Source organism: Pantoea sp. EA-12 (assembly GCF_030053355.1).
GTDB lineage: Bacteria > Pseudomonadota > Gammaproteobacteria > Enterobacterales > Enterobacteriaceae > Pantoea > Pantoea vagans_C.
Window position 1 is genome coordinate 74,379 of the sequence record NZ_JASGBY010000019.1, and the last position, 24,053, is coordinate 98,431.

The 24,053-nt window shown below is 58.7% G+C and carries 28 protein-coding genes and 1 pseudogene; 1 reads left to right on the plus strand and 28 read right to left on the minus strand.

Going from position 1 to position 24,053, the window contains the following annotated elements:
• Positions 1-23: 23 nt before the first annotated feature.
• The 22 genes from QMZ30_RS22435 to mobA form a co-directional block, all read right to left on the minus strand.
• Positions 24-494, minus strand: a complete 471-nt coding sequence (locus tag QMZ30_RS22435) for a lytic transglycosylase domain-containing protein (protein ID WP_282996714.1) — start codon at positions 492-494, stop codon at positions 24-26.
• Between the two features lie 58 nt (positions 495-552).
• Entirely contained in the window at positions 553-984 is a 432-nt protein-coding gene (locus QMZ30_RS22440) for a hypothetical protein (protein ID WP_282996715.1), read from the minus strand.
• Positions 985-987: 3 nt separating this feature from the next.
• A complete protein-coding gene (locus QMZ30_RS22445) occupies positions 988-1,461 on the minus strand; it encodes a lytic transglycosylase domain-containing protein (protein ID WP_282996716.1) in 474 nt (157 codons plus the stop codon).
• Positions 1,446-2,057, minus strand: coding sequence for a prepilin peptidase (locus tag QMZ30_RS22450; RefSeq protein WP_282996717.1), 612 nt, complete (start codon positions 2,055-2,057; stop codon positions 1,446-1,448). The genes QMZ30_RS22445 and QMZ30_RS22450 overlap by 16 nt, the downstream gene beginning before the upstream one ends.
• A 4-nt stretch (positions 2,058-2,061) precedes the next feature.
• The gene (pilM, locus tag QMZ30_RS22455; protein ID WP_282996718.1) at positions 2,062-2,490 is read right to left on the minus strand and encodes a type IV pilus biogenesis protein PilM; all 429 of its coding nucleotides are present in this window, start codon (positions 2,488-2,490) and stop codon (positions 2,062-2,064) included.
• 110 nt (positions 2,491-2,600) lie between these two features.
• Complete coding sequence (locus tag QMZ30_RS22460; protein WP_282996719.1) at positions 2,601-3,722, minus strand: site-specific integrase; 1,122 nt, start codon at positions 3,720-3,722, stop codon at positions 2,601-2,603.
• Between the two features lie 612 nt (positions 3,723-4,334).
• A complete protein-coding gene (pilV, locus tag QMZ30_RS22465) occupies positions 4,335-5,564 on the minus strand; it encodes a shufflon system plasmid conjugative transfer pilus tip adhesin PilV (protein ID WP_283228983.1) in 1,230 nt (409 codons plus the stop codon).
• Between the two features lie 12 nt (positions 5,565-5,576).
• Positions 5,577-6,515: an ATPase, T2SS/T4P/T4SS family gene (locus QMZ30_RS22470; protein ID WP_282997041.1), complete on the minus strand. Its 939-nt coding sequence runs from the start codon at positions 6,513-6,515 to the stop codon at positions 5,577-5,579.
• Positions 6,516-6,557: 42 nt separating this feature from the next.
• Complete coding sequence (locus QMZ30_RS22475) at positions 6,558-7,061, minus strand: type 4 pilus major pilin (protein WP_282997040.1); 504 nt, start codon at positions 7,059-7,061, stop codon at positions 6,558-6,560.
• Positions 7,062-7,162: 101 nt separating this feature from the next.
• Positions 7,163-8,230, minus strand: coding sequence for a type II secretion system F family protein (locus QMZ30_RS22480; RefSeq protein ID WP_283216913.1), 1,068 nt, complete (start codon positions 8,228-8,230; stop codon positions 7,163-7,165).
• Positions 8,227-9,747 (minus strand): GspE/PulE family protein, encoded by a 1,521-nt coding sequence (locus QMZ30_RS22485; RefSeq protein ID WP_283225695.1) that lies wholly within the window; start codon positions 9,745-9,747, stop codon positions 8,227-8,229. The genes QMZ30_RS22480 and QMZ30_RS22485 overlap by 4 nt, the downstream gene beginning before the upstream one ends.
• Positions 9,748-9,757: 10 nt before the next feature.
• Positions 9,758-10,183, minus strand: coding sequence for a type IV pilus biogenesis protein PilP (pilP, locus tag QMZ30_RS22490; protein WP_283225696.1), 426 nt, complete (start codon positions 10,181-10,183; stop codon positions 9,758-9,760).
• Entirely contained in the window at positions 10,170-11,525 is a 1,356-nt protein-coding gene (pilO2, locus tag QMZ30_RS22495; RefSeq protein WP_282996916.1) for a type 4b pilus protein PilO2, read from the minus strand. The genes pilP and pilO2 overlap by 14 nt, the downstream gene beginning before the upstream one ends.
• A 5-nt stretch (positions 11,526-11,530) precedes the next feature.
• Positions 11,531-13,240 carry a PilN family type IVB pilus formation outer membrane protein gene (pilN, locus tag QMZ30_RS22500; RefSeq protein WP_282996917.1) on the minus strand — a complete coding sequence of 570 codons (1,710 nt, stop codon included), beginning with the start codon at positions 13,238-13,240 and terminating at the stop codon, positions 11,531-11,533.
• 124 nt (positions 13,241-13,364) lie between these two features.
• Positions 13,365-13,820, minus strand: coding sequence for a hypothetical protein (locus QMZ30_RS22505; RefSeq protein ID WP_282996918.1), 456 nt, complete (start codon positions 13,818-13,820; stop codon positions 13,365-13,367).
• A complete protein-coding gene (locus tag QMZ30_RS22510; protein WP_282996919.1) occupies positions 13,820-14,878 on the minus strand; it encodes a TcpQ domain-containing protein in 1,059 nt (352 codons plus the stop codon). The genes QMZ30_RS22505 and QMZ30_RS22510 overlap by 1 nt, the downstream gene beginning before the upstream one ends.
• Before the next feature lie 333 nt (positions 14,879-15,211).
• Entirely contained in the window at positions 15,212-15,832 is a 621-nt protein-coding gene (locus QMZ30_RS22515) for a hypothetical protein (protein WP_283225698.1), read from the minus strand.
• A gap of 40 nt (positions 15,833-15,872) precedes the next feature.
• Positions 15,873-16,256 (minus strand): HNH endonuclease, encoded by a 384-nt coding sequence (locus tag QMZ30_RS22520; protein ID WP_283225699.1) that lies wholly within the window; start codon positions 16,254-16,256, stop codon positions 15,873-15,875.
• Between the two features lie 737 nt (positions 16,257-16,993).
• Positions 16,994-17,200, minus strand: coding sequence for a TraY domain-containing protein (locus tag QMZ30_RS22525; RefSeq protein WP_024082722.1), 207 nt, complete (start codon positions 17,198-17,200; stop codon positions 16,994-16,996).
• Positions 17,201-17,445: 245 nt separating this feature from the next.
• Positions 17,446-17,982 carry a helix-turn-helix transcriptional regulator gene (locus QMZ30_RS22530; RefSeq protein ID WP_283225700.1) on the minus strand — a complete coding sequence of 179 codons (537 nt, stop codon included), beginning with the start codon at positions 17,980-17,982 and terminating at the stop codon, positions 17,446-17,448.
• A 110-nt stretch (positions 17,983-18,092) separates the two neighbouring features.
• Complete coding sequence (gene traI / locus QMZ30_RS22535) at positions 18,093-20,054, minus strand: TraI/MobA(P) family conjugative relaxase (RefSeq protein WP_283228978.1); 1,962 nt, start codon at positions 20,052-20,054, stop codon at positions 18,093-18,095.
• Positions 20,054-20,395 (minus strand): plasmid mobilization protein MobA, encoded by a 342-nt coding sequence (gene mobA, locus QMZ30_RS22540; protein ID WP_283225702.1) that lies wholly within the window; start codon positions 20,393-20,395, stop codon positions 20,054-20,056. Before mobA ends, traI begins: the two co-directional genes overlap by 1 nt.
• Before the next feature lie 243 nt (positions 20,396-20,638).
• Between mobA and QMZ30_RS22545 the strand changes: the two genes are divergently transcribed.
• The gene (locus QMZ30_RS22545) at positions 20,639-20,962 is read left to right on the plus strand and encodes a hypothetical protein (RefSeq protein WP_283225703.1); all 324 of its coding nucleotides are present in this window, start codon (positions 20,639-20,641) and stop codon (positions 20,960-20,962) included.
• Positions 20,963-21,002: 40 nt separating this feature from the next.
• On the opposite strand, the gene QMZ30_RS25950 is transcribed toward QMZ30_RS22545, so the two are convergent.
• The 6 genes and pseudogenes from QMZ30_RS25950 to QMZ30_RS25850 form a co-directional block, all read right to left on the minus strand.
• Positions 21,003-21,350: a DUF5983 family protein gene (locus QMZ30_RS25950; protein ID WP_502921494.1), complete on the minus strand. Its 348-nt coding sequence runs from the start codon at positions 21,348-21,350 to the stop codon at positions 21,003-21,005.
• A gap of 109 nt (positions 21,351-21,459) precedes the next feature.
• Positions 21,460-21,870, minus strand: coding sequence for a hypothetical protein (locus tag QMZ30_RS22550; RefSeq protein WP_283225704.1), 411 nt, complete (start codon positions 21,868-21,870; stop codon positions 21,460-21,462).
• A 2-nt stretch (positions 21,871-21,872) separates the two neighbouring features.
• Positions 21,873-22,229: a hypothetical protein gene (locus QMZ30_RS22555; protein WP_283228979.1), complete on the minus strand. Its 357-nt coding sequence runs from the start codon at positions 22,227-22,229 to the stop codon at positions 21,873-21,875.
• 87 nt (positions 22,230-22,316) lie between these two features.
• A complete protein-coding gene (locus tag QMZ30_RS22560; protein ID WP_283228980.1) occupies positions 22,317-22,889 on the minus strand; it encodes a hypothetical protein in 573 nt (190 codons plus the stop codon).
• A complete protein-coding gene (locus tag QMZ30_RS22565) occupies positions 22,886-23,035 on the minus strand; it encodes a succinate dehydrogenase flavoprotein subunit (protein ID WP_283228981.1) in 150 nt (49 codons plus the stop codon). Before QMZ30_RS22565 ends, QMZ30_RS22560 begins: the two co-directional genes overlap by 4 nt.
• Before the next feature lie 372 nt (positions 23,036-23,407).
• Positions 23,408-23,659 (minus strand): annotated as a pseudogene (locus QMZ30_RS25850) (DUF905 family protein); the annotation flags it as partial.
• Positions 23,660-24,053: the final 394 nt, after the last annotated feature.

A 24,053-nucleotide genomic window follows, 5' to 3' on the forward strand; every position in this document is an offset into this window, starting at 1 on the left:
GAAGGGTGAGCAGGCGGCGCCGTTCAGCGGCTGGCCAGCCAGATGGAATAGACTTTTCGCGCATACAGCATGCGGCGGGCCTGATTGCCGTCCGCAAATCCGGCGTTGTAGCTGCCGAGGCACTGCCAGGTCAGGCCGCAGACCTGCAGGTGCTGCGCGAGGATCCAGGCGCCCGTCTGCACGTTAAGGCAGGGCTGCGTCAGGAGGTCGCGTTCATCGCTGATAACGCCCATGGCTTTGAGCTTTGCCAGGTGCGTGGAGTTGATCTGCATCAGCCCGAAATCCCGGCTGGTCACGCGCCCCTGCCGGTCGCGGTTGTAGCCGACCGCGTGTGGGTTCATGCCGCTTTCCACCTGCGCGATGGCGCGCAGGAGCTGCGGTGACACGTGATAGCGGGCGCCGGCCTCGCGGAAGCAGTAGGCCTGTGCGGTGGCGGAGAAAAACAGCGCGGCCGCCAGCAACAGCAGCGTGCGCCAGAAGTGGGTGATTCGCATGGGTGAAATCTCCGGCACCGGGCAGCCGGGCCTGTGGCTATGACATCAGGAGGGGTAGTTATTCAGCAGGCAATTCTTTGAGCGCACGGTGCATCAGTATCCGCTCATCGAGCGCCTTTTTGCAGGCATCATCAGGGCGCCCTTCACTTTCGGCCTTCATCCTGCAGCTCAGGTCACTGTATCCGGTGACGGCCAGCGACAGACTGTGCATGAGTGCGTCAGAACGGTCGGAAAGGCAGCCGAACCACGCCGCGCTAAAAGCATCGAAAGCCTTATCGCCTTTGACGGCTTCGCGAGTTAACGTTTGGTTCTCACGGGTACATTGATGCCTGAAGATTGCCTGCGTCAGGGGTAGCACGGACGCCTCGTCCTTCTGCCAGGGTGAGAAGTCAACGTCATACTGCCAGCTCAGATAGCCCACCGCGCAATACCAGCCGAGAAAAAATACGCTGGCTGCTATGCCCGCCCGCTTTAACGTTACTTTCTGCATGATTCAGTTTCCTGTGAGTTCGATATAGCGCGCATATACCTTGCGGGCGTAGCGCATGCGAAACGGCTCGTTCGCGTTTTTAAAACCGGCGTTATAGGCCCCGACTGACGTCCAGTTCACCCCGTTCTGCGCGATGTTTTTGGCCAGTATCCAGGCGCCGACGTGAATGTTCTGGCAGGCGTTGCCGAGCAGCACGTCACGGGTTATGCCCATCGGGCTTAACACCGGCAGCCAGGAGGAGTTGATTTGCATCATACCGAGGTCTTCGCTCAGCACCCGGCCGTTCTTTTTGTTGAGCCCGATGGCGCCGGGGTTCAGTCCGCTTTCAACTTCGGCGATGGCCTGCAGCAGCCGCCAGTCAACGCTGAAACGTACGCCCGCCTCACGAAAGCAGCGTGCGGCCTCCGGCGGCACTTTCGCCGCATCCGTCACGCCTGCCACGATCAGCAGCAGGCAAATCATCACAGCGCGCCACATAGCGACACCGCCACGAAGACCGGATAAAGCACGGTGATAAACGGCACGCCGCGTACGAACCGGCCCGCTATCGCGGTCAGCACCAGGCTCATGGCCAGACACGCGCCCGACCAGGTCGGGGTCAGCCAGGCGCCAATGGCCGGCAGCACGTACAGGTCACCGGAGGCCAGTGCCGGCGGCTGTGACCGCATCCAGGTGATGAGATTCAGCAGCAGCGCCGGCAGCAGCATGACGGCGGCACCCGTCAGGGCGGGGATGGCATCAGAGCCGCCCGGCAGCAGCGTGGACAGCGCCAGCCAGGAGAGCAGGAAAATGATCAGGTCGGGCACCCACTGTGTCACGCAGTCGATATAGGCGGCGCTGGCCAGCAGCAGTACGAACAGGACAAAGGCCGGGTTGTGCGTCATCAGCCAGGCGGGGAACACGCCACCGCAGAGCATCACGATCGCCAGCAGCGGCCGGATGGGCGCCACGTCAGGATAAACCTGCGTTTCCGCCGCAGAGGCTTCGGCAGCAATGCGGGCACCGGCATAGAGCGCCGGCAGGTTGAAGGCGAGCATCAATGAGAAAATCAGTACAGCGGGAATAATCAGCATTGCATTACCTCACGTAAACCACATAGCCGGCCGGAATAAAGTCAGGCCGGGCAAGCCGTCCGGACGGCGTGTTGATACCGGCCGCATCGCTCAGGCCAAAGTGCGAACTGTTTTCGGTGTCTGTCATCAGCTGGGCATAAACTCCCGGGCTGGCAGGCATAAAGACATACCCCGCACCGCCGCTGATGCGCAGCTGAATCGTGCTGCTGCGGGGCAGCCAGTCGGGCAGGGTTATCCGCGCGGCAGCATCCCCGTCGGCTGGAGTGCTGCTCGTCCAGAGGTCGTTAAATGCAGAGACGTACTGGAGAAACTGGCCCGCCTGCTGGCCCTGCGTCACGCGGTCCACGTTGTCGCGGGCGGTTAGGTTGATGAACATCAGGCAGGAAGTGGCTACCGCCAGCAGCATGGCTGCGAAGAAAACGGAAGATCGCATATGTGTTCCGGGGTGAGGTGATGGAGCCTGACCGGGGGGAGCGGACAGGCGTTAACCCGCAGGAGGACGAAGCCCCGCGCAAGGCAGAATGCGTGAAATAGTTCCGGGCGTCAGAGCGGTCTGATTAAGACCCTCCGGGTATCGTTGGCCTGCACCGCACCGGGCGGAGGCAGACGCTTGCCCGCGCAGGCTGCCCGGGCCTGTATCCGGAGCAGATCCGTAGCCGCATTAATGAGTGCTTCTTCCCGCGTGGGCGCCGGGAGGGTCAGATGTTCGAGGTCAGCAAAACTCACCGTAACGGCGCCGCCCTCCTCACACAGTTCTGCAGGATAAGGCACGAAGAGCGCCGCAAACTTCTGCGCCTGACGCCGTCTGACGTCAAGCTTGCTGACCAGTTGAGTGGCGCGCAGGTGAGTGTACCGCTTCAGCATATTCAGGCTTTTATGTCCGGAAATCGCAGCCACTTCCATTACGTTCAGCGTGCCCAGCTCAAACAGCCGGCTGACGGCTTCATGCCGCAGATCGTGGAAGTGCAGGTCTTCGATTTCGAGCCCGGAAAGTATGCTGCGCCAGGCGCTTTTGAAACCGTTAGAGGTGTAGCTGAAAACCGGACCGGAAAGCGCGCCCGTACATTCGCGTAGCGCCTGACGGGCCTTATACGACAGCGGAACGTCGCGGGCGGTGCCGTTTTTCGTCATCGGCAGGTGAGCGATGCCCAGGTTCAGATCCACGTGCTCCCAGCGCAATGCCAGAATCTCCCCCTGACGCATGGCCGTTTCTAGCGCGAGCGTGAAAATCACCGACAGTTCGGCATTGCGGGTCCGTAACGCACGCCGGATCCGGCGCTCCTCAACAGAGGTCAGCCGGCGCGTACGCCCGGAGGAGGCCTGCGGCTTGCGAACGTGCTCAACCGGATTATGCGTGCAGGTGCCCCACTCGATACGCGCCAGATTATACAGCGCCGAGAGCAGCGCCATCTCCAGCCGTACCGTATTGGCGCTAACCGTGCGGCCTGTCCTGTCGCTGATCGTTGCCAGCCTCCCGTCCCGGTAGGTGGCAATGTCGACGGAAGTGATTTCATCCATGTTCTTTTCGGCCAGCGCTGAGCGTTTCAGCACATTGATGCGATAAAACTCCTGCAGGTGTCCCCGCTTGTGCACGGACACAACGCGACAGTATTTATCGAGCGCCTTTGATAAGGCCATTTTTCTTATGCGTTGTCTGACTGCCATATACCCCCCCAAAAGGGGGGGACGATACCACAATTCATCCTGACATCACTGCCAATCCGGTGTGTGGAAAAAGGCCGAGGGCGGCTCGACAAGAGTGTGTGCTAATAGTTGTGGTGGTAACTGGCCATTGGAAGTCGGCAGAGTGAATCATGATGGCGATTGGTCATCATGGAATACCCTTGGACAGGCCTGTAGTGGCGGTTACACACAAAACTGGCAGGTGCCCGTTTTCTGCGCTGCTAATTAGCCTGCCAATCCGGTGTGTGGAACGGTCCGAAAAACAACGGGCGTTATGCATGGGTCGGCAGCTTCACTTCTCAGTACAACGGATATAACTCAGGTAATGCCACCGTCACCGTGTATGCAGTTGGCGGCAATTCAGTTGTGTACAAAGACCTTGGTGATGGGCAGGGCTGCACGAACACCTGGGCGCTCAGTGCTTCTGCAGGAGGAGTAGGCGCAGCGTCTGCGTCTGACAACAACCCGGCCTGGGCTAAATCAGGAACGATTTCATTTCAGGTGCCTGCCTATACCAGTTATTCGATCGTTTCAAATCCCCTGCCAAGCCAGGGATGCTCACCGGGTGCTTTCACCGTATATACATACCAGTGACTATCTATGCGCACAGATAGCATAGGCAGTAACGGTTGTATTTGGGCATGCTGCAGCCCATCCATTGCCGGTTGGCTGGCTCCATTTCAGGCGCTCATCAGAGCCGGAGTTACACCCGGCACCGCCGCCCACGAGCACCTCGTCTGAAGCGCAGTCAACGGAAACTGTTTTGGCGGCTGCCGCCGATCTGATTTGCGTTGTAGGCGATGAGGACGTTTGCTTCCACACACCGGATTGGCAGGAAAGTATGGCGCCTGCGCTGTCGCGGCTTACAGAGCCCCAGGTATCGCAGGATGTGCCGGCAGTGTTAACCTGCTGCAGCTTGATAATGCCGCCGATAATCGCATCGTGACTGGCCCGCAGCGTGCCATTCGCCGTCACGTCATTACCAGCCGTAATATTGCCATTCGCCGTCATGCTCCCATTAGCTGTGACGTTCCCTGACGCTGCGATACTGTTGCTGGAAGTTATGTTCCCGTTCGCATTGATGGTCCCGTTCGACTGAATGCTCTGCGTCGCGGTCAGGCGCGCGGTATTCACGTCAGCAGAGGCGTTCAGCGTCTGAGTACCGATGGTTTTGGCGCTGCTGATGTCGTTGCTGCCCATGTTCAGCGTGGTGCCCATGGTATTGAGCTCGGGATGCCCTGCCACGCTGTGACGGTACAGATAGTCGTTAACCAGCGCGCCGTTGGAGTAGAAGCCGGCAATCACTACGCTGCCGTCGCCCGGGTTATAACCGCCAAACGCGGACAGGTTTTCCTGCCAGCTCCCCATCGCCCCTTTGGCCACGCCGTTCTCAATGTAGCCGCCTTCTGCGCCAATATGATTTGCCAGCTTGCGGGCGTCGCTCAGAGACAGCGCTGAGCCACCGGTGAGGAACGTCATGGTATGGAATTTATTCGTCGCCGGCTGAAAAATCAGCGTGCGATAGGTTGCCGTGTAGGCATTGGTAGGGGCGTATCCGTCAGGCAGATAACCCGCCGTGATGAGCATCGGCACCGTCAGCGTATAGCCCGCTGAGGCGCTGCTGCCGGCGGCGATGGTGGCCTGCTGATCGGCAATGTATCGATTCACCGCCTTCTGTACCGTCATGGCCTGTCCTGCCGCCACGTTCATCCGGTACTCTTCCGCTGCCCACAGGGCAAGCGGTATCAGCAGCGTCACCACAATGGCGGCCACTACCCCGTATGCCACCGTCGCATCCGTAATCTGCGCAATGCCCCGCTTCATCTTGTTCACGGTTTAGTCCTTAAAGTCATAGGAAATGGAATCAAACTGATCGTCAAAGTTGAACTGGCCGGCGGCAATCTTGGACCGGATGGTGGCGGCGGAACTTGCATGCCGCAGGTTAAAGCCGCTGATGTCCACCTGACGCCTGTTGCTGGCAGGGTTCAGGCGCATCTTCTGGTGCGCCAGAACGTACAGGGTACTGGCCACGTTCGCCCGCGCATTCGGGCTGACTTCTTCACAGAACATCACGTAACGCTCCAGCGCTTCCTTCAGCGTCGCACCGTGGATGGTCGACACCACAAACATGCTGAGTGAGGCTTTAAGCACTTCGTGCGCCGTGGCGCCGTCGCGGATTTCGCCGAGCAGAAACGCTGACGCGCCCATGCGGTAGGCCTTGCGCGTCGCGCTGGCATAGCCTTCGTTTTCACCCACCTCCAGCTGGATACAGCGCCCGTCACCGTGACGCCCCTGCAGCAGGGTTTCGGCGGGATCCTCAATGGAGACGCCAAGGTGCCCGGTCACTGCTATCCGGTGGCTCAGGGTGGCTGCCGCGGTCGTGGTTTTACCCGCGCCCATTTCACCGGCAATCAGCACCAGCCCCGTCGCGCCCGGATGTTCCACGGATTTGCGCAGCGGCGTACTGAGCGGAATATCCATAAAGTCGAACAGGCTGGCCGGGGTCTGTCGCAGGACCATACTGGTCCGTCCCATCAGATCGCGTGAAAGCGTGACACGATAAAGGCGTCCGTCATAAAAGCAGGAGAACTCATTGCGCCCCGTTTCCTGATGTCGTTGCTCACAGAGCGTGCGCAGCGCCTGCGCATCGGCGATCAGCGCATCCGGTACGGGTATCAGTAAGCGGGAGGCGCCAACCAGTCCTTTAATTTCGGCGTAGTCTTCACCGAGGTAGAGATCGATAAAATCGCTCTCACTGAGCACTGTGGCGGTCATAGTCGTTCCGGATAAGAGCCGCCGCAGAGCGGCGGCAGGTCGTTAAGACTTGGTGGTAAAGGTCAGCGTGTTATCACCGTCCACGCAGGCAGCCGCGGCATTGGCCGCGGTGACTTCGGCGGTGAACGTCGTGTTATTGATTTTGGTGGAGGAGAGGTCAGCGGTGCCGATGCTGCGCGCAACCTTCACGCAGTCACGCTGCGGCAGGCCCGCGTCGGTCACGATGAAGCCCACCCCGTTGCCTTTAACGGTCAGCTGGCCACCCGATTTGTTGTAAATCAGGTTGTTGGTGATGGTGTAGCTTTTTGAAATGCTCCCGCCTTTCACCAGCGCCGGCACGTAATCATCGGTGCCGTAACCGCTGGATGATCGGAGGTTGCGCGTTTCGTTCATGACGGTGGTCACGAGCGTGACCTCGCTCGTGCTGTTTACGTAGAAATAGGCCAGCGCCCCGGCGGCCACCACCAGGCCGATAACCACAATCATGATGCCAAGCGAACTGATGGAGTCAGTAATGTTCGCAATACCCTTTTTTAACGTCTTCATTTCATCACCTTTAAGGAGACATACGGATGGACGCCGCGCGGCAAAGGCCGCACGACAGTTTCGGAAAGTTAACGGGACAGAGAAGCGGACCGGCGGTCCGCTCAGTTGAAGAAAAAGGCTTTCTGGATGAGGCCGAACATGATGAGCATCAGCGCGGCCACCATCACTCCGCACAGCAGCAGGCTGACGATACGCATGCGGTCACCGGTGCGCTCAACGCTGCTGACGGTGCTTTCAAGCCAGGTGTCTGCAAAGCGCTTAAGCGACCCTTCACTGTTTTTGGTTTCAAACAGGCTCTGCAGCTTGATGATGGCCCGTTCACCGGGAAAGCCGTATTCGGTAGCATCCAGCGCCTGGCCGAGGTTCTCCTCGCCCGCAGAGATGGCGTGCTCCAGCGCGTCAAGCCGCTCATAAAGCCAGGCTGAACGGGTTGAGTCTTTCATGCTGGCTATGGCACGCTCCATCGGGATGCCCGCCGCGTCCATGGCGTTGACGTTCATGATAAAAGCCGCGCCGTGGATGCGCTGGTAAACGGACCAGGGCGGAAAGCGATCCAGAAAAAAGCGCAGCCGCCCGGTCAGGCGCGGCAGCGACCAGACAACGGCCGTCACGAAGCCCCCGGTCGCGAGCAACAGCGCCCACCACCAGTCCCTGATCAGCAGGTAAAAGTAGTAAACCGCCGTCTGCATGCTGTTCCACTGGCTGAGCGGAACCGCCTGCAGAATGACCGGTACCAGCATCATGCAGAACAGCACGATGACGCTCACGCTCAGCAGCGTCAGGTAGGTGGTCATCCCGACCGTGGTTTTCACCGCGCTGCTCAGACGCCCGGTCCCCTTTGCGATACTGATGGCATTCAGAAAACCGTCTTCCGGGCTGCCGGCCAGATCGCACGACTCAATAATGCTGAGCTCCTGGTCCGGTATCCACTCGCGCAGCGAGTCGCCGAGCCCAAACCCGCCGCCAAGGTTCTCGGCGCATTCGGTCAGTATCTGCGCCACGGCGTCGCCGGGATTTTTCCCGCGCCGGCTGTAGTTATCGATGAGCTTCTGATAGGTTTCCTTCGCAGAGCGTCCGTCCAGCAGGTACTGACGGAAGTCATCATAGATTTCAATGCGGTCCTGCGCACTGAACGTGGCCTGATAGAGCGCGCGCGTGAATCGGTTCACAGGTCTTCCCCCGCCTTCAGCCGGGTGTCCCGGTCGAGGTTGATGATGCGTCGATGTGTCCACACCGGGTCCGCTACGCCGCTGTTAATCAGCCGCAGCAGGTTCTGACAGAGCGTGATGCCCCCTCGGTTAATCCAGTCCAGGTAAGCGGCCATTTTGCCCCGCTCGCTGTAAAGGCGCATGTAGCGGTTATCTGTCTCAGTGACCTCAAATATCCCGGTGCGCCCGTGGATCCCTGACTCGCCGCAGTGGCTGCAGCCGCCCGGATTGCGCAGATACACGCCAGAGATATCCGCGTGCGTCTCCACCATGTCCACCATCACCGGGCTGACGCTCTCGCGCCCTTTGTGCCAGGGGATTTTGCAGTGGCTGCAGAGCAGCGGAACCAGCCGGAGACCAACCAGCCCGGACACGATGGTCGGGTCAAACAGCAGGTCCTCGTCTACCCCAAAGCGTCGCAGGCGCTGCGGGATATCTGCCGGAGAGTTGGTGTGAATGGTTGTCAGTACAGGGGCACCGGTCTGAATGGCCTCAATGACGCCATTGGCCGTACCCGCGTCACGCACCTCACCGTTGTAGATACGGTCCGGGTCCATACGCAGCAGGTTTCTGATGGCTTCGGCAAAGGTCTGCATGCCCAGCGGCGTCTGAAAGACGCCCTCAATCGGCGATTCGATGGGGTCTTCCACCGACATGATGTTTTCACCCGGGTCTTCACGGGCCAGAAACTCTGCGGAAACCTGACAGACCGTCGACTTACCATGTCCGGTGGGCCCGCTGAAGAAGGTGCCGCCGGATCCGTTCAGCAGCCGGCGCAGCGTGGTCTCTTCTGCCGGCGTCAGCCCCAGCTGCTCAAAGTGCAGGCTCTGCTTGCGGCGGCTGACGAGGCGCAGCGCAACGGCCAGACGCCCCTGCCCGCCGGGACGGCTGGCAAAGCGGATAGTGCTGAGCCCGTAGCCGTTCACGAACTCTTCGCGCACGCGGGCGTCACAGGACTCGGTAAAGCTCAGCGTGGTTTTGCTGTGCTCCTCGCACATGGAGTTGTACAGGGCATTCACCAGGCGGGTGCCCCACTCCGCGGACTCGGTCCGTATCCTGCGCAGGTTGCCGTCAATGCGATAGAGCACGCGGGTAAACTTGTGCTCAATGCGGATGTGGATATCGGATCCGCGCATTTTCGTGGCTTCGGCGACCAGGGTGAGGTTCAGGTTCTGAAAGTCGCTGGTTCCCTCCACGCTGTCGCGGCCGCCGTCGCTGAACTGCTGGGTTATTTTTTCCAGCTCCTCGCGGTCACACCAGGTCACACCCGTTTCAAGGCCCTGACTGCGCAGCTGCTCTTTCAGCTCATAAAACTCCGTATTGCCGCCCAGCTCGCTCAGCACATACAGGCAGTGATACTGGTTCTGATCGTCGCGGATAAGCCGCAGGCTGTCCCGCAGCGTAGCGGAATACGCGCGGGCGCCGGGAGGCGGGGCCAGCGGCAGCAGGGTGTGCGTTTTTTCACTCAGGTTCATCATGACGTCGGCCTCAGTTAAGGGTGAAGACGTGACCGTCAGGCTGGCGTTTAATCACCACGCCGCGCATTGAGACGGACACCACGGTATAGCCGCCGTTCACGCTGTCGCCCGGACGCACCTGCGTGCTGCTGCCGTCCCGGAAGCTGAGCGTGGCCACCGACCCCGCGACCTTTTCAAGCACAGGCAGCGTGCTGGCCGGTGCGGTTGCTGCCGGCGTGCCCGGAGGGCCGCCGGGCACCGCGGGGGCGGTGACCGGCACGGCAACGGTGTCAGCCTGCCCCGCCGCCATTTTTGCCTTGTTGTAGGCGGCCTGCGCGTCGTAAAACACGCGGCCGCTCTGGAGACGGTCAATATCGCCTACCGTTCTGACGTCCGCTTCCGCGTGCGCCAGACCGCAGACCAGCAGCATCAGCGCTGCATACTTAACGTTTTCCATAGAGCGATCCTGAGATTTTGTAACGGATTGAACCGTCGGAGGTGTTGATGCCCACCGTGACCTGCGATAGGCGGATGCCGGTGAAGCCGGCGCCGGCAAAGATGTCGCGCGGCGGGACGTCGGTTTCAGCAGAGAACTGGTACTCCTGCCATTGCTGCAGAGGCAGGTCTTCCCCTTCGCTGTTCTGCTTTACGTCTTTAATCGGCACCGCCGACACGGCCAGATCGATGTTCAGCGACTGGAACCGGGAGATGAACTGCATCAGCCTCTCATCAGCCGGCACCATCGGGTCATCCCCTTCCGGCTTCTGCGTCTGCGGCAGCGTGAATGACGTCTGGCTGCTGTCGGCAAAGCTGAACACAGGCGCGACGCCGAACAGCTTCTTCACCGCGGCAACGTAGTCAGCCGTGGTGGCCGCTGAGTTGGTTCGCCGGATGGACTGCACGCTGACGTCACCCTGTGAGCAGACCACCGTCACGGTCATCCAGCCCGCTATTGAGAGCGGCACGCGGTCCAGCACCTGCTGACACTGTCCGACAAAGGAGCCCACCGAAGGCTGCTCCGTCCACGGGTGACGGAAGCTGTCCAGCGCCGCCTTGTAGCGCGCCTGCTTATTGAGCTCTGCCTGCCGGGCCATCTCACGCTGCAGCGCGACGCGGGCGGCGGCTTCACGTTCGCCCTCCACGTGCAGCCAGAAAGCCAGCCCGGCCAGCGCCAGCGCGGTCACCGCTGCGGCCGCCATCAGCTGCCCCCGCGTCATGCCCCACGTCAGCGGCCGCAGGCGGAACTCTTTGCTGAGGTTTTTTGACGCCAGCACGGTATCCAGGTCGAGCGGCGCGGTGACGCCATCAACCTCCGGGTCGCCGTAAACCGGCACCTCCAGATTGCCCTTACTGCCCCGCAGCTCGTCGCGCAGGTCAATAAGCTTCTGGCGCAGCTGGTCCGCCGCATAGACCTTGTCGGACCAGACGTGGATCCCGCCGCGTTCGGTTTTACCGACCAGCGTGTACTGAGTAATGCCTTCCGGGCTTTCACCCAGCGGCACCACGGCAATACAGCAGCCTTCCAGCAGCGAAGCCAGCGCCACCGTCAGCGAGTAGGTGCCACGCAGGCGAAGCCGCGTTCTCGGTGCGAACCCGGCCTGAATGCTGTCGCTGCGCCTGACGGCCACGAGGTCCAGCCCCTGCTCTTTCCCGACGCGGCGTATCTCCTTCATGGGATTGCGCTGGGCGCGGATGGTCTGCCAGGTCAGCCCTATCACGAACCGCCTTTGATTGATGGTCAGCACGCGGATATCACCGGAATCCGGCGCGGGCGCCGGACGTTTCCTGTTTCTCTTCATGGCATTCACCGGATGTAAGGCGTGACGGTAATGACGAAGGACTGACGGGTCTTGTCCCCGGAGCGCTGCCCGCCGGTAACCTGATTGTCCGGCGAAAGTTGCCCCTGACGGTTTGATGTGGCCACGTTCTGCTCCAGCCCGCTGATAACCACGGTCTGGCCGGGTTTCAGCCAGACGCGCTGCGGAACGGAGCGGGAGTCCACTTCAGGCGCCTCCAGCTTCTCAGTGTCAGAGCTGATTTCACGCAGCTGGATGAGGCTGGAGATGTTCAGGAACATGTTCAGCATCATGCGGTCGCCACCGTCGAGAATTTTCGGGAAGATCGTGATGTTGGTCCCGGTCGTCACGGAGCCCGGGGTGAGCGTCTGCGATGGCAGCGTAGTGCTGCCCGATGAATACACCGTCGTGGCCACGCTCTTGAGGTAGGCTATCTGACGTCCCACCACCACCGAGGCGGAGGCCATGTTGGTGGTCATCAGCGGGATTGTGCGCACGTCCGCCACCCGCGCCTGCTTGGACAGTGCGTCAAACAGGAACGAAGAACCCGCGAACTGACGCGCCGCGCCGGTCGCCGTATCCAGCACGGAGAAGCTCAGCGAGCCCGCATCGGCCACGGTCCCGGACGGCCCCGCCAGGTTAATGCCGTACTTGCCCGCCAGCGTTTTATAGATGACGTTCCAGTCAATGCCGATCGCATCACTCGTTTCGGTATTCACGGTGTAAATCACCACCTTCAGGTTGACCTGCCGGCTCAGCGCCTTGTTTTCGGAGGTCAGATAGTCGCCGATACGGCGGACCACCTCCGGCACGTCGGTGACGACAACGGTCCCGGTCGTTTTGTTCATGTCCAGACGCCCCACGCCCGGTGTCAGCATGCTTTCTGCCGTGGATTTCAGGTCGTCGTAGAGGTTATTGGCCATGGAGACGTCTGACTTCAGGCTGGTACCGCTTTCGCCCGACACGCCGCCGCTGGAGCTGGAGCCGGAGCTGCCGGAACCCGAGCCGCTGTCCGAGCTGCTGCTGTTCGACACGCCGCTCATCACGGAGCCGGTGAGCGTGTATTTCGCATCTGACGGCTCGATATCGAAGCGCGCCGTCTGCAGATAGAAAAACGTCACCATGCCGTCTTCGAATTTCCAGGAAATACCGAGGCGGGCGGTCACGATATCCAGCAGGCCACCGAGGTTGCCTGTGTAGGTCACGCCTGAAAATGTGCGCGAGGTGCCGCCCGCCAGTGCCGCTGCGCTGGCCGTGGTGCCCGGGCCGAACGAGTCCAGCGGACGCATGTCGCCGGCGGTCGGAAGCGCGGGCGACGGCACGCTGGTCAGACGCTGTGTCGGCGAGCCGGTCTGTCCCCCGCCTCCGCCCAGCACGGCCGCTGCATCCGGCGTGACGCGCGTGCGGATGTGGCAGACCGTTGCGATGTCCTGGCTGAACTGCCAGATATCCTGGGGTTTAATGGCCCGGTAAGGCATGTTGCAGTTCACCACCTCGCGGGGCGCGTTGTACTTCGCGACCGGCAGCGGCACGGGGCTGACGTACTGGCTGTTCTGAAACTGCACCACCGGACGGTTTTCAGCGGCCTGCCGGATGAGAGCAGAGGCGTCATCAGCGGTATTTCCGGCCGAACGGTGGACATCGTTAATGCGCTCCAGGGCGCAGCCCTGCAGCAGCGTGCTGCAAATCAGCACGCCGATCGTGGATTTTCTAAACATGGTTATTCCTGTTGCAGATGACGGTCAGGATCGGCGCCAGGCGGCAGCAGGAGACCCTGATGGGTTAGGTGCAGAAAAGGCACGTCACGACGTGACGCTTTGCCGTACTAAAGGCGCCGGGCCTTTAACATGAAGCGGCAGCGATAGCAGACCGCGTGCCTCTGAAGGTGGAAAGCGGCTGAACGTTGAGGTAGACCGCACGCTCACGGCCGGTAAAACGATCGTCAAAGATAACCGGATGGTAGGTCACGCACGCATCCGGCAGGCTGAGGATAACCGTGAGGTCGATAAGGTCGTTATCCCTGACGTCGATTTCCACAAAAAGCTCACCGGTCTCTTCATCCTTTGCGTCAGCCCTATCCATTTCCCAGAGCCACGTCACTCTGCTGAGCTCGGAAAGCAGATATCCGCCGCAGTAAGCGCCATGCTTTGAGAAGAACAGGCGCAGCGCGCGCGTCAGCCGATCGTCATTGCTTTGCTCACCGGTGTCGGCAAGCAGCGTCATGATGAGCCGGATAAACGCCCTGCGTGAGGTGAATGCCTCCGCGCTCAGGGGGAATTGAGGTGTCTTCCTGAGCATCAGCGCGTCTCCTTATCCATCGGGTTTGAGGCCGCTGAAGCCGTTCCCGGTGGCGCGTCGCTGATAACAACCAGACACTGCTGGCGGTAGCCGCTGACAAACAGAGGAACCTGTGCGGAATGCCAGAGGGTAAACAGCTGCGCCGTCGCATCCTCAAAGTTTGCGGCATGGAAAGTCAGGGTGTAATCGATGGGGTAGTTCGTCCCCGTGTCCCAGCGGACCGTCCACTTCGGCTTATCCGACCCACAGATTTCCTGTGACACCCACTGCTCATAGCCCTGTCGCAGGGTGGTGCCCCGCTCAATTTTCCAGATGCGCAGCGGCGGAGGAGCCTTCACCGTCTTAACCGGGATGACCGGCGCCCCGCTTCCCGCAGCCGCATGGTTCCCGCCGAACGGGTTACGTCCGGTGGAACCCGGCGCCTCGCTTTTAACGCTGCCGGCGGACGTCGTTTTCACAGAGGACGCAGCCGGTAGCAGAGGCACGGCAGGCTTCCCTGCCCCCTGCAATGCCTGAGCATGCTGCGCAGGCGCCACGGTGACAGTGTGGGTCTTATCGTTCAGGGTGGCTTTGAGACCGCGCGCCGAAAGCATCTTGTCGGCGACGTACTGCCAGCGATCGTTGCCCGTCCAGCGCCACAGCTCCGGCGCGTCGGCGGAGACCGCCTTATCAAACACCACGGTCTGCCCGGGCGGCACAATTTTGCGCAGGGCTGCGCGCAGCGTGGGGGCCGCACCGTCCTGCCGGATAAAGCCATCGGTCGGTCCGGCGCCCGGCGCGGAGGCCGGAGGGGAAGACGCGGGCTTCACCGTCAGCGCGGAAGCGCCGGTGGTGCCCGCCGTAAGGGGTTGGACGGGTTTAGCGGCGGGCGCAACCGGACGCTGCGCCGAGGGCCCGGCCTGATGCACCCGGTACTGCATGGCGCTGATGTCGGCCGCGCTGCGCGAGAGCATGCTGTCGATCACGCTCCCGGAAGGCGGCCCGGTGTAAACCGCTGGCTGCGCGCAGCCGGTCAGCAGCAGGACCGGTATCAGCCCTGCCCGTTCGGTAAATGACATAGAGAGAACTCCGGATAACTCAGGGCTGCACCGTCTCTGCGGCGGCCGGAGCCGGACCGGCAAAAACCGTGCGGGAAGGCAGGCGAACCTGCCGGTCAGAAGGGGTGTCGTGGCGCCGGGTGCTTCGCGGTGCTCTGGCCAGACTGACAGACGCCAGAGCGGCATGACTTAGACTTGTCGCATCGCATTAATGAGTAATAAGACGATGTCAGTCTGACCGCGTGCGCTGGCCGCAGGTCCGCCACAACGAAAAGCGCACTGATCGGTCAGGGTGAGTGCGCTTTGCGTTGAGACAGTTCGGATTAAAGATGCCCGACGGGGACGCGCTCAGGGTCAGTTAGCGCTGATAATCCAGATAAGGAATCCGTTCGTCGTCTCATTGACGGTCATAAGAGCGCCTTTGTCAGGCAGGAGCACACTCCCCCCGCTGGCATAACGCAGCAGGCCACGCTCATCGGCTACCCCACCACCGAGCAGAGGGCGCTCAAGGCCGGCTTTAATCGAGTAATCAACGATCAGCGCGGGTGGAAGTTGCCTGATGGAAGGAATAAAACGAACCTTAAGACTGGCGCTGAACTGTTTCCCGGGCGACGCAGAAAACGCTCCCGCTCTGTCGTCTTCGCCCAGAGGCCCTCGTGCTCGCAGCTGTTGTCGAACCTCACCATATTTCTGCAGAACGTTCATGACATCCGCTTTCCCTGTGGCATCCAGAACGTACTGAGCGCTCCCACCTTCACCATCCCCCCGGGGCGTTAAGTGCATGTCGCTGATAATGGTGCTCATGGCGTCAGGATGCGTGGGCTTGTATATCAGCGCGGTGATTTCATAACGGCCGAGTACCTGTTCATAGGCGGCGCCGAAGTCACCACCGGCATCGGAAGACAGGGCTGAGCCGGCCACGCCCGTTATCAGAGCAAGCGTCAGCGCGGCGCGCCCCAGAAAGGAACGGTTCATAATGGGTATCCATGCAAAGTCGGGAGAATAAAACCCGCCGTCAGGCGGCGGATGCGGTGTTCTGCGATGTGATCAGAGTCGGAGCGGATGAAACGGCAGGAGATGACGCGCAGTGCTCAAACCAGAACACTACGGGTTCGGCTTTGACGCGGCAGAGTCCGAACCGTTCCGCTGTGCGAAAATTAGCGCTGTGACGCCGTGCTCGCTCCACCTGTTCGGCCAGCAGCGCACGAAACGCTTCCGGCGAGGCATTGCCCTTGGCGGCGCGGCATTCCTTGCACACTGGCGCAATGCCACCCTGCACATAGTCCTCGCCAATAAATTCTGCATGCCACTCGCGGGCAGGCAACTTGCTGCCACAGAAGGCGCAGCGCCCTCTGAACTGCTCACGCAGCGCTTCCCGTTTTCGTTTTGTAAGGTTCATGTTATCCCCTGATTGTCCTCTGAATACGTCCCGCATCTCACAGATGCCTGTTATGTAATATCAGCTCGGCCAGAACCGCACCGGGCTGACCCACTCCCGAAGGAGTGAGCCCGCACAGACTGCTCTGCGTCATCTTTGCGTATGTGGCGTATTACGGCAGGGAAACCCGTTCGCGCCTTCAGTTGACTGAAGGGCTAATCATCACCAGTTGCAGGGGGCCCGACGGATCGCCCCGGGGCCTGCAGTGGCTACGTCGAACTGATTCGCAGGGAGAATAAATATGAAACTGGTTAACAACCCGTTCGCTGCTGCGCGTGTGCGCAACGCTAATACACTCCGGAAACTGAATTTCCGGAAACCGGCACCGCGAATCCCGCAGGTGAATCCAGAAAAGGTGTATCGAACTGATTCGTTGGGATATGGACGTACTACCCGACATTCCGACTTTGAGTTGTGCCCGTCAGTGAAATAAGCGACCTGAAATGCCTGCCTCAGTCGTTTATAACCTGCCCCATAATTCTGTGGGTTCCCCTGATGTGATTCTGGCCATGACATAGCCTCCGGACGTCTTCCGCGCACCAACGCTGCATGCCGGCAAGAGAGGACCTTGAGATCAGGGTTTCGGGCACATTGTTAAAGAGCGGAGGCGGTTTTCGGGCAAAAAGAAGCCCTGCGCGGATGCGCATAATTCATCAGAAATGAGTGCCGACAATTAATGTGCCGGCTCAGATTATCTATTAGTCTTTGCTGCCGGTTCCGGCAGGAAAACGTTGCCCTGGTGTGGCAATCGATTCGAACAAATTAAGATGGTCTTCAAGACGAAACAGCGCTTCTGTCACTTTCGCTCGGCCGGATTTCTTGGCCGAAGCGGAAAGCTTCTCGTTAAGTTCCGTAGACATGTACAGCATGATTGCGATGCCTTTGTGGTTTTTGGGGGCTGCCATGTCAACTCCGTGTATGCGTTATGTAAGCATTAAGTAAGTGACCGCCATTAAATAGGATTTGTCCTGGAATGGAAACTACCTGTGACAGGTAGTAGACATCGGGAGTGAAAATAAAAAAAATGTAAAACTCATATATATCAACAATATAAATATAAGTTTTTTAGGTAAGCACCCCTTGTGAGGGGTGCTACTGATTGAAAAAAATTCGTAATTAACTCTAATATTTTTGGTACGAATGAATGAAACTACTCTAAAGCCAAATTAATAAGGAGCTTGCTGAAGATAAATACTCTAAGGGCATTCAAGGAGCAAATCTGCAGTCGGCTGAGAACAGTTTCCATCATTTTCATTATTTCATCAGGAGTCGAGTCGAGTCTTTCAGCAGCTATATCAGCTGGAATGCCTTTAGCAAATTGATAGACACACTTAGCCTGTTTCAGTGAAAGCTCAGGTAGAAGAGAAATGAAATTATCTACCTCGGAGAGATGGGCATTAGATAGCCTGGAGTTGTCTTTTGCGAGATGAGGAAGGGATAACTTAAAACTCAAAAAAACCCTGCTTAGGAAAATCAACCTTAGTGATTGTAGATTGCTTATTTCTAAACGCTTACGTGCAGCTTCAAGCGATTTTTTTATGGTTTCAGCAGACACCCCTCGTAGCTCACCGGTCTCTTTATATGTCGCGCCGGCAGAATACAAACAAGTATCGGTGACTTGTAACAGAGTTAGCTCTGGAAAAAGCTTGCACAATTGTGCATATACAATAGGATCCACGGCAGCCATGGCAGCCTCCCTGATAGGTTGTTATGGTTAGCTGGTTGTACAGGCCTCGAACCCTGTGCAATCAGCGACTAAATACTCACGTTTGGCTTATGTCTCTTCTGTTAATCTCCTCATGGTCGTGGTAAATCTCTGTAAACAGGACGCACATTTTCATCGTACCGGTGGTGAGGTTCAGCCTGTTTCAGTTCCGGCTGAACATCACGATTGCGCAGACTTTCTTCCGTCGCATGTACGCTGGCCATCAGCTTAGGATCGCTCACCTTAAATACACGCCCGTTATCTTTATTGATGTTTCTCACCACGCCCGAGTACAGGACGCGGTTAACGGCCTTTTGTTCGCCGCTCAGAATCGTATTGTCTCCACTGCGCCAGGCAGTCAGCTCAGCCGCAAGGTCATTATTGAAACGATCCGATTTGCTGTCAGGTGCAGGGTAGACTTCAACTCTGTCACCAAAGTCGGTGACGGCGGGTTTACCGTCGCGCAGGTAGCTGACCGTTCCGTCACGCAGCAGTCGCGTCTCATGTTCGCTCGATTTAAACGTTGGCACATCATCACCCGGGCCATAATGAATAACGGCGTTAGGTTCCGGCCACGCATTTCTCTGCTGACGGGCAGCACGTTTCTCACGGTAAGCCCAGCCACGCATCTGACTGAGTGCAGCCGCATCACCTTTCACCGCTTCACGTTCTACCCATGACTTCCAGCTCAGCGGACGACCTTCCCCGGTCTCTTTGAGAGCCTGACGCTCCTCACGCAGCTGCAGGCGCAGTTCGGCCATGGCCTTCATCTTTTCAAATTCAGCCACGCGGTACATCAGCTTGCGCATCAGCGGATCCCTCACGCTTTCGCGGACGTGGGCTTTGGCCACCACGCAGTGCGAGGCAATCTGCCGGAACCGCTCACCTGCGCGCAGGTCTGGTTTTTCCCAGCCACTGCGATACGCGTCATAGCGAGCACGCAGGATATCGCGCGCAATAGCACGGGCTTCTCTGCGTTCACGACGTGCCTCCTGATCGCGAACGTGGAGCTGCGGCATATAGAATTTATCAACGACCAGTATCCCGGCTTCATGATTGTCAGGATCGGATGCAGGAGGTGCCGCTTGATAATTACCCCAGCGCTTAACCATGGACGCATGGCTGATAGCAGGATGTACGTCAGACGCTTTCACGCTGACGCCTTCCGGGTTCAGAAGATCGTAGACAGCGAGCCCACCCTGCTGCTCGCGCAGGCCAAGTCCGCGCGTGTACAGCACGTTGTGGACCAGCGGCCAGTCCAGACAATCCTGTTCTGCAAAGTCATTCAGCATCTGGCGGGTTTCGCGAACCGCATAGCCATGCAGGCTTTCTTTATCAGAGAAGATTTCACGCTTAGCTGCGCCGCGCGGAGCAGAAGGCATATCACGACGGGTACGGTGAAGATCACCATACGCATCCATATGCCAGCTGCCGTTATCGACTTTAAAGCCGAACTCGCGCTCCAGCACGCGGCAGCACTTCTGCAGCTCGTCGGCGTCGTTCCACATGTTCTGCGCTCGGAACGTGGTCGGGTGAACGCGGTTAGCCGACACGTGACAGTGGATATTATCCGTATCGCGGTGGATGGCGGCCACGTACTGATGTTCTTCCATACCCAGCTGCTTGAGGCTGTAGCGCACGGAGCGGAATACAGCATCGGGTGACGGGTCTTCATCGTCCTGCCAGGACAGAATAAAGTGATACACCGCATCTTTGCAGTGGCGGTTTTCCGAGGCCGTCAGGTTCATTTCTGACGCGGCGGTATCCAGTGAGAAGCAATTGGTTTCACACAGCACTTCACCGGAGAGCACGCGCTGAATGCCCTCGGGTGAAATGCTGACGATTTCTGTTACAGGTGCGGCGCGCTTACGTCCGACGTAATCAACCAGCTGACCAAATCCCGGCGTGGCGACGTGCTCATTACCGGCAGTATGTCCCGCTTCGTGCGTGACGGCTTCAACCGGTTTCTTTTCCTCGCGCGTGCTCACGTAGCTGACCAGCTTCTTAAAGCTGGTCTTCTTATCGCGACGCTTTGGCGGGATGATCACGTTCATCAGTCTTTCATGTCCTCGACCGGTACTGGCGTCATGTCCAGCGCGTTAATGGCGTGCTTGATGCTGGTCAGCACCTCGGAAAACTGGTGGCTCAGTTCGGTGGTCATGTTTGCCTGCATCTGGGTGTACAGGTGTTTCTGCAGGCCACCCAGACGCAGCAGCTCGTTCATCATGCGAATGTCGGTGCGCACGGTAATGCGGCGATTCAGTGCCGTACGGCGCAGGTACTCAGAAGTCGTCAGTCCGGCGGCGACGGCTTTCTTGTTGATGGCCTCGTACTCCGCCTCTGTGCAGCGGCACTTGACCAGTTTTTCCCTCTGACGCTTTTCGCTTTTCGACATAACTCAACCTTGGCACATTACCCGGGTCTCGGGGCGGAGCCCTGAGCAGGTCGTTTTGGGAATCACTGCCAGCGTGCTGGCGGTGGTCACAAAACATTTCCTGTCCCGTCTTTTAATTTACTGTGCGTATTTTGCCACTTAGCTGCTCAGAAGTAAACCAGCGTCATGTGAGGTGATGGGGGTGGAAATGGTGGTAAAAATCCAGCAAAATCGGGTCTTTACCATTGCGAAGGGAGATATGAGATGGCGGTACGTAATGTTTTCACACAGGAGCAGCTGGATGAGGCGCGAAGGAATCTGGAAAATCTCCCGGATTTGACGCCGCAGCGCATCACGAGAGAGGCAGCGCTGGAAAATCTTAAGGACACCATTCTGGTGCTGGCGAAAGAGAAGGGTTACACGGTTTCGGATATCAAGTCGGCGCTGGATGCCATGGAATTCCGTTTCAGTGAAAAGGCAATTTCCGCTGTGGTAAACGAGGGAAGTGGTAAGAAAAAGCGTGCTCCGCGTAAGGCGGAAGCAGTACAGCAGAAAACCATGCCGCAGGGCAACCAGCCTGCATCATGAAAATGTCCGGCGGGTTTGATTCGCGCCTGCCGGATTTTTTTTACCAGTTGTGGACGCTAAATCCATCAAGTAGGTCAGCATCAGCGTCAAAGTGAATCATCGAAGCCTTTCGCTTTTCAGACAGAAAGGTGACAACGTGACAGAAGTCATCCGACAGCCCTGCCCCCCTGAGTATCCCAATCGCGTCCGAACTTGCTGAAAGGCGGATCAGAAAACCGTATCGCGTGGGATGTATCCAGTGACAGGCACCCTCTTCACCGCTCACCCTGGGTGACAGTGAGTCCAGAATCTCAGAATCACTCTGCATCATGTGCGCATTACTGATAACCGCGCAGCGACAGATTTCCGGTTCATTTGGCTTACTTTGAACAGCATTTAATGAAGTCATTTGTGCAGACCGTCTTAATGACGGCTCCCGATATTGTGTGATTTTGATTTCGCTTGGTTCCGTGAACAGGCTCGATTTATTGCCCGCTCACGGAATGTTATTTTTCTTTTCAGGAGCGCAGAACCGTGAAGCCAATGTCAAAGTCATACACCGCTAACGGGTAGCGAACACCGACGTAAATTTTACGCCCTTCCGGTTCCTCGGTTGGCTCATCAATGACGGTCAGTGCCTGAAACTCATGCCCCTGAATGCCTCCCGGTCCGGTGAATACGCCCCAGCGACAGATGTAGTCAGCAAGGTCGTTGAACTGCTCTTGCGTGAGCGGTTTGTCATCCACACTTTCGCTGTTTTCCAGCTTCTGAACCGCATCATAAATTGCGCGTTCTGTGATGTTGTAGATTTGCGTGTATTCCTCATTTGTCAGCGGGCGGCCGAGGCTGAAGGAAACAGAGTCTGCAACCAGATCCGCATAGCCTTCGTGCGAACTGTTCATGCCTTCCGTAATATCTGTGATGGTCATATTCATTTCATTTCGTCCCACTGTGCATGTTCATCGGATTCCGCAGCGAAGTGCATCCGTGCGGTATTGAGCACGCTCACAAATGTGATGGCACCATCAACCGGCCAGATGTGCGCGCACAAGTGCATAATGTCCGTCAGAAGATCGGTGACGGCCGTTTCTGCGGGTTCGTTGCTGTCTTCGATCCCCGTCTGCTCCGCGAAATTTAGCAGGGCGGATGCCGCCAGGCTGACCCGGCGGGCGTTGTCGTTCACCTCTTCAGAAGCTTCTGCCCGCTGTGACAGCGCCTGTAAGTCAAGGATGGTGAACGTTTCGTATGAAGGTGAAGCGGTCAGTGAGTTGATGGATTCGGATTTCATTGTGAAGACCTCTGTAATGCTGTGACGCTCAAAACGGGACGGAAAAACAACGTCATGAGGCCGGTTTCTCTCCGGCCCCTCTGCGCATCAGGCGCAGATTTTCCGGTTATAAATCACCTTTAAATCGGTGTATTCGGAACCCTCACGCAGTGGCTCCAGCCGCACCACGTTCTCCGCCACGCCGTTCATGGTCAGCACGCGCTCGATGCCTGCGTGCCAGTCTTCCTCCTCGTTCAGCGGAAACCAGAGGTTATTGTCTATCCCGCTCAGCAGCGGATCGGAGCACACGTGAACGCCGCGACCGTGTCGGGTATTTTCAGTTACTGTTACGGTCAGTTCGCCGCGCACCTGACGCGTAAATGACGCGCGTACCAGCTGCGTCACCACGTCGTCCCAGCTCCACTCCTTATCATCCGGGACAGGCAGTTCGACGGAGCGCAGGGACTTGCACCCCGCGCGCGCCATGCTCTGCGCCAGCCCTAATACGGAAGGCTCACCGCAGCTCGCGTCCGCGCCGGTGATCCAGTTGCCGTGGTGATAAAACGCTTCGTCGCCGTTATCCAGGCGGATAAATGTGTATTCGCCCAGCACGCGGATGATGTCGTTCTGCGTCACGGGTGCCAGCGCGAAAGGTAAATTCAGGGGCGTTGCGATGCTCATGGCTGCGCCTCCATCAGGTTGTTGACGGTGGTCATAAACTGCTGCCACAGGGCAAAGGGCATAGCGGGCACGTGCGCCAGCTGGCCATTGCGCAGAGCATTTACAAAACGCAGTGCGTGTGCGACGATTTGCGGGTCAAAAATCATAAAACTCTCCTGAGGATTTGGTTTTGATAAGGCAGCCAGGTGGGACTGGCCGCCGTGAGAGAAGCAGGGGCTACCCTGCTTTTTTTACGCCTGTACGTTACTGCCCTGCTCCAGCTCAGCGGTCAGCCACTGGCTCGCCTTCAGGAATGCTTTTTCCCCCTGAAGCCCGAAGTGCGCCAGCGCGATGCGCCCTGCTTCTTTCCACACTTCTGACTCGTCAGCCGGAAGCATCACCTGATTTTCCGGCACCCGCTGCGCCACGGCCCCGGCCAGGTTGTTCAGGATATGGGCCATAAACTCCCGGCGCTGGGTGAGCGTGATCGCGACGTCATTCAGGTCGGTCAGCGCCGTCAGCTGGCCACGCAGGGACTGGCGCACGCCCTGGCTGTTGATGTACCTGCGCAGCCAGTAGCCCGCATCATGTTCAAAATCAAACGAGCGCCAGATAAGCGCGCCTGACGGCTCGCGCACGACCAGGCGAAAGTGGCTGCCCTGATCGTCCTCAATGAAAACATTGCTGAAAGCGGCCGTGACGTGAGTGGCCTGCTCGCGCGAAAATGCGCCGTCGCCCAGCGCCGCTACGCAGCGCATTTCGGTGGTGGTGCCCGTCTGGGTTGAAGTCATGATGTGCTCCTGTCTGAAATTAATGATCCGGCTGACCGCCGCGCGGTGCCTGAAAAGCCCTTCTCTGACGCGGGTTTCTTCTTTCCGGTCTGGCCTTTCGCGGCAAAGGGCAAAGGAGCAACGACGAAGTGAGGGCATAAAGGGGCGACGACAAAAAGTTTTTGCGGCCCCTGGCGAAAAGTTTTTGGCGGCGTGCACTTCACCCCTTTCTGCCTGAACCGGCGGTGCTACGACCAGCCCTCCGCGCAAGGGCTGGCCGGAATGCAGAGGAGCGTCAGAAGGGAAGTTTCAGACCGCTACGCGGGCTGGCCTTAAAAGCCCGGCGGGGGTTTTGCCGGGACGGTGAAAGCGTCGGCGAAGCCGGCAGCAGCCGTTGACCTCAGCCATCAGACCC

Excerpts from the sequence above, each read along its gene's own strand:
- QMZ30_RS22510 (WP_282996919.1), bottom strand. The coding sequence starts at position 14,878 with ATGTCATTTACCGAACGGGCAGGGCTGATACCGGTCCTGCTGCTGACC.
- QMZ30_RS22530 (WP_283225700.1), bottom strand. The coding sequence starts at position 17,982 with ATGGCTGCCGTGGATCCTATTGTATATGCACAATTGTGCAAGCTTTTT.
- QMZ30_RS22475 (WP_282997040.1), bottom strand. The coding sequence starts at position 7,061 with ATGAAGACGTTAAAAAAGGGTATTGCGAACATTACTGACTCCATCAGT.
- QMZ30_RS22460 (WP_282996719.1), bottom strand. The coding sequence starts at position 3,722 with ATGGCAGTCAGACAACGCATAAGAAAAATGGCCTTATCAAAGGCGCTC.
- QMZ30_RS22525 (WP_024082722.1), bottom strand. The coding sequence starts at position 17,200 with ATGGCAGCCCCCAAAAACCACAAAGGCATCGCAATCATGCTGTACATG.
- QMZ30_RS22560 (WP_283228980.1), bottom strand. The coding sequence starts at position 22,889 with ATGAGCATCGCAACGCCCCTGAATTTACCTTTCGCGCTGGCACCCGTG.
- mobA (WP_283225702.1), bottom strand. The coding sequence starts at position 20,395 with ATGTCGAAAAGCGAAAAGCGTCAGAGGGAAAAACTGGTCAAGTGCCGC.
- QMZ30_RS22515 (WP_283225698.1), bottom strand. The coding sequence starts at position 15,832 with ATGAACCGTTCCTTTCTGGGGCGCGCCGCGCTGACGCTTGCTCTGATA.
- QMZ30_RS22450 (WP_282996717.1), bottom strand. The coding sequence starts at position 2,057 with ATGCTGATTATTCCCGCTGTACTGATTTTCTCATTGATGCTCGCCTTC.
- QMZ30_RS22435 (WP_282996714.1), bottom strand. The coding sequence starts at position 494 with ATGCGAATCACCCACTTCTGGCGCACGCTGCTGTTGCTGGCGGCCGCG.
- pilP (WP_283225696.1), bottom strand. The coding sequence starts at position 10,183 with ATGGAAAACGTTAAGTATGCAGCGCTGATGCTGCTGGTCTGCGGTCTG.
- QMZ30_RS22505 (WP_282996918.1), bottom strand. The coding sequence starts at position 13,820 with ATGCTCAGGAAGACACCTCAATTCCCCCTGAGCGCGGAGGCATTCACC.
- pilO2 (WP_282996916.1), bottom strand. The coding sequence starts at position 11,525 with ATGAAGAGAAACAGGAAACGTCCGGCGCCCGCGCCGGATTCCGGTGAT.
- QMZ30_RS22550 (WP_283225704.1), bottom strand. The coding sequence starts at position 21,870 with ATGACCATCACAGATATTACGGAAGGCATGAACAGTTCGCACGAAGGC.
- pilM (WP_282996718.1), bottom strand. The coding sequence starts at position 2,490 with ATGCGATCTTCCGTTTTCTTCGCAGCCATGCTGCTGGCGGTAGCCACT.
- pilV (WP_283228983.1), bottom strand. The coding sequence starts at position 5,564 with ATGAAGCGGGGCATTGCGCAGATTACGGATGCGACGGTGGCATACGGG.
- QMZ30_RS22440 (WP_282996715.1), bottom strand. The coding sequence starts at position 984 with ATGCAGAAAGTAACGTTAAAGCGGGCGGGCATAGCAGCCAGCGTATTT.
- QMZ30_RS22470 (WP_282997041.1), bottom strand. The coding sequence starts at position 6,515 with ATGACCGCCACAGTGCTCAGTGAGAGCGATTTTATCGATCTCTACCTC.
- QMZ30_RS22445 (WP_282996716.1), bottom strand. The coding sequence starts at position 1,461 with ATGTGGCGCGCTGTGATGATTTGCCTGCTGCTGATCGTGGCAGGCGTG.
- QMZ30_RS22555 (WP_283228979.1), bottom strand. The coding sequence starts at position 22,229 with ATGAAATCCGAATCCATCAACTCACTGACCGCTTCACCTTCATACGAA.
- QMZ30_RS22520 (WP_283225699.1), bottom strand. The coding sequence starts at position 16,256 with ATGAACCTTACAAAACGAAAACGGGAAGCGCTGCGTGAGCAGTTCAGA.
- QMZ30_RS22565 (WP_283228981.1), bottom strand. The coding sequence starts at position 23,035 with ATGATTTTTGACCCGCAAATCGTCGCACACGCACTGCGTTTTGTAAAT.
- pilN (WP_282996917.1), bottom strand. The coding sequence starts at position 13,240 with ATGTTTAGAAAATCCACGATCGGCGTGCTGATTTGCAGCACGCTGCTG.
- QMZ30_RS25950 (WP_502921494.1), bottom strand. The coding sequence starts at position 21,350 with ATGACTTCATTAAATGCTGTTCAAAGTAAGCCAAATGAACCGGAAATC.
- QMZ30_RS22545 (WP_283225703.1), top strand. The coding sequence starts at position 20,639 with ATGGCGGTACGTAATGTTTTCACACAGGAGCAGCTGGATGAGGCGCGA.
- traI (WP_283228978.1), bottom strand. The coding sequence starts at position 20,054 with ATGAACGTGATCATCCCGCCAAAGCGTCGCGATAAGAAGACCAGCTTT.
- QMZ30_RS22485 (WP_283225695.1), bottom strand. The coding sequence starts at position 9,747 with ATGATGAACCTGAGTGAAAAAACGCACACCCTGCTGCCGCTGGCCCCG.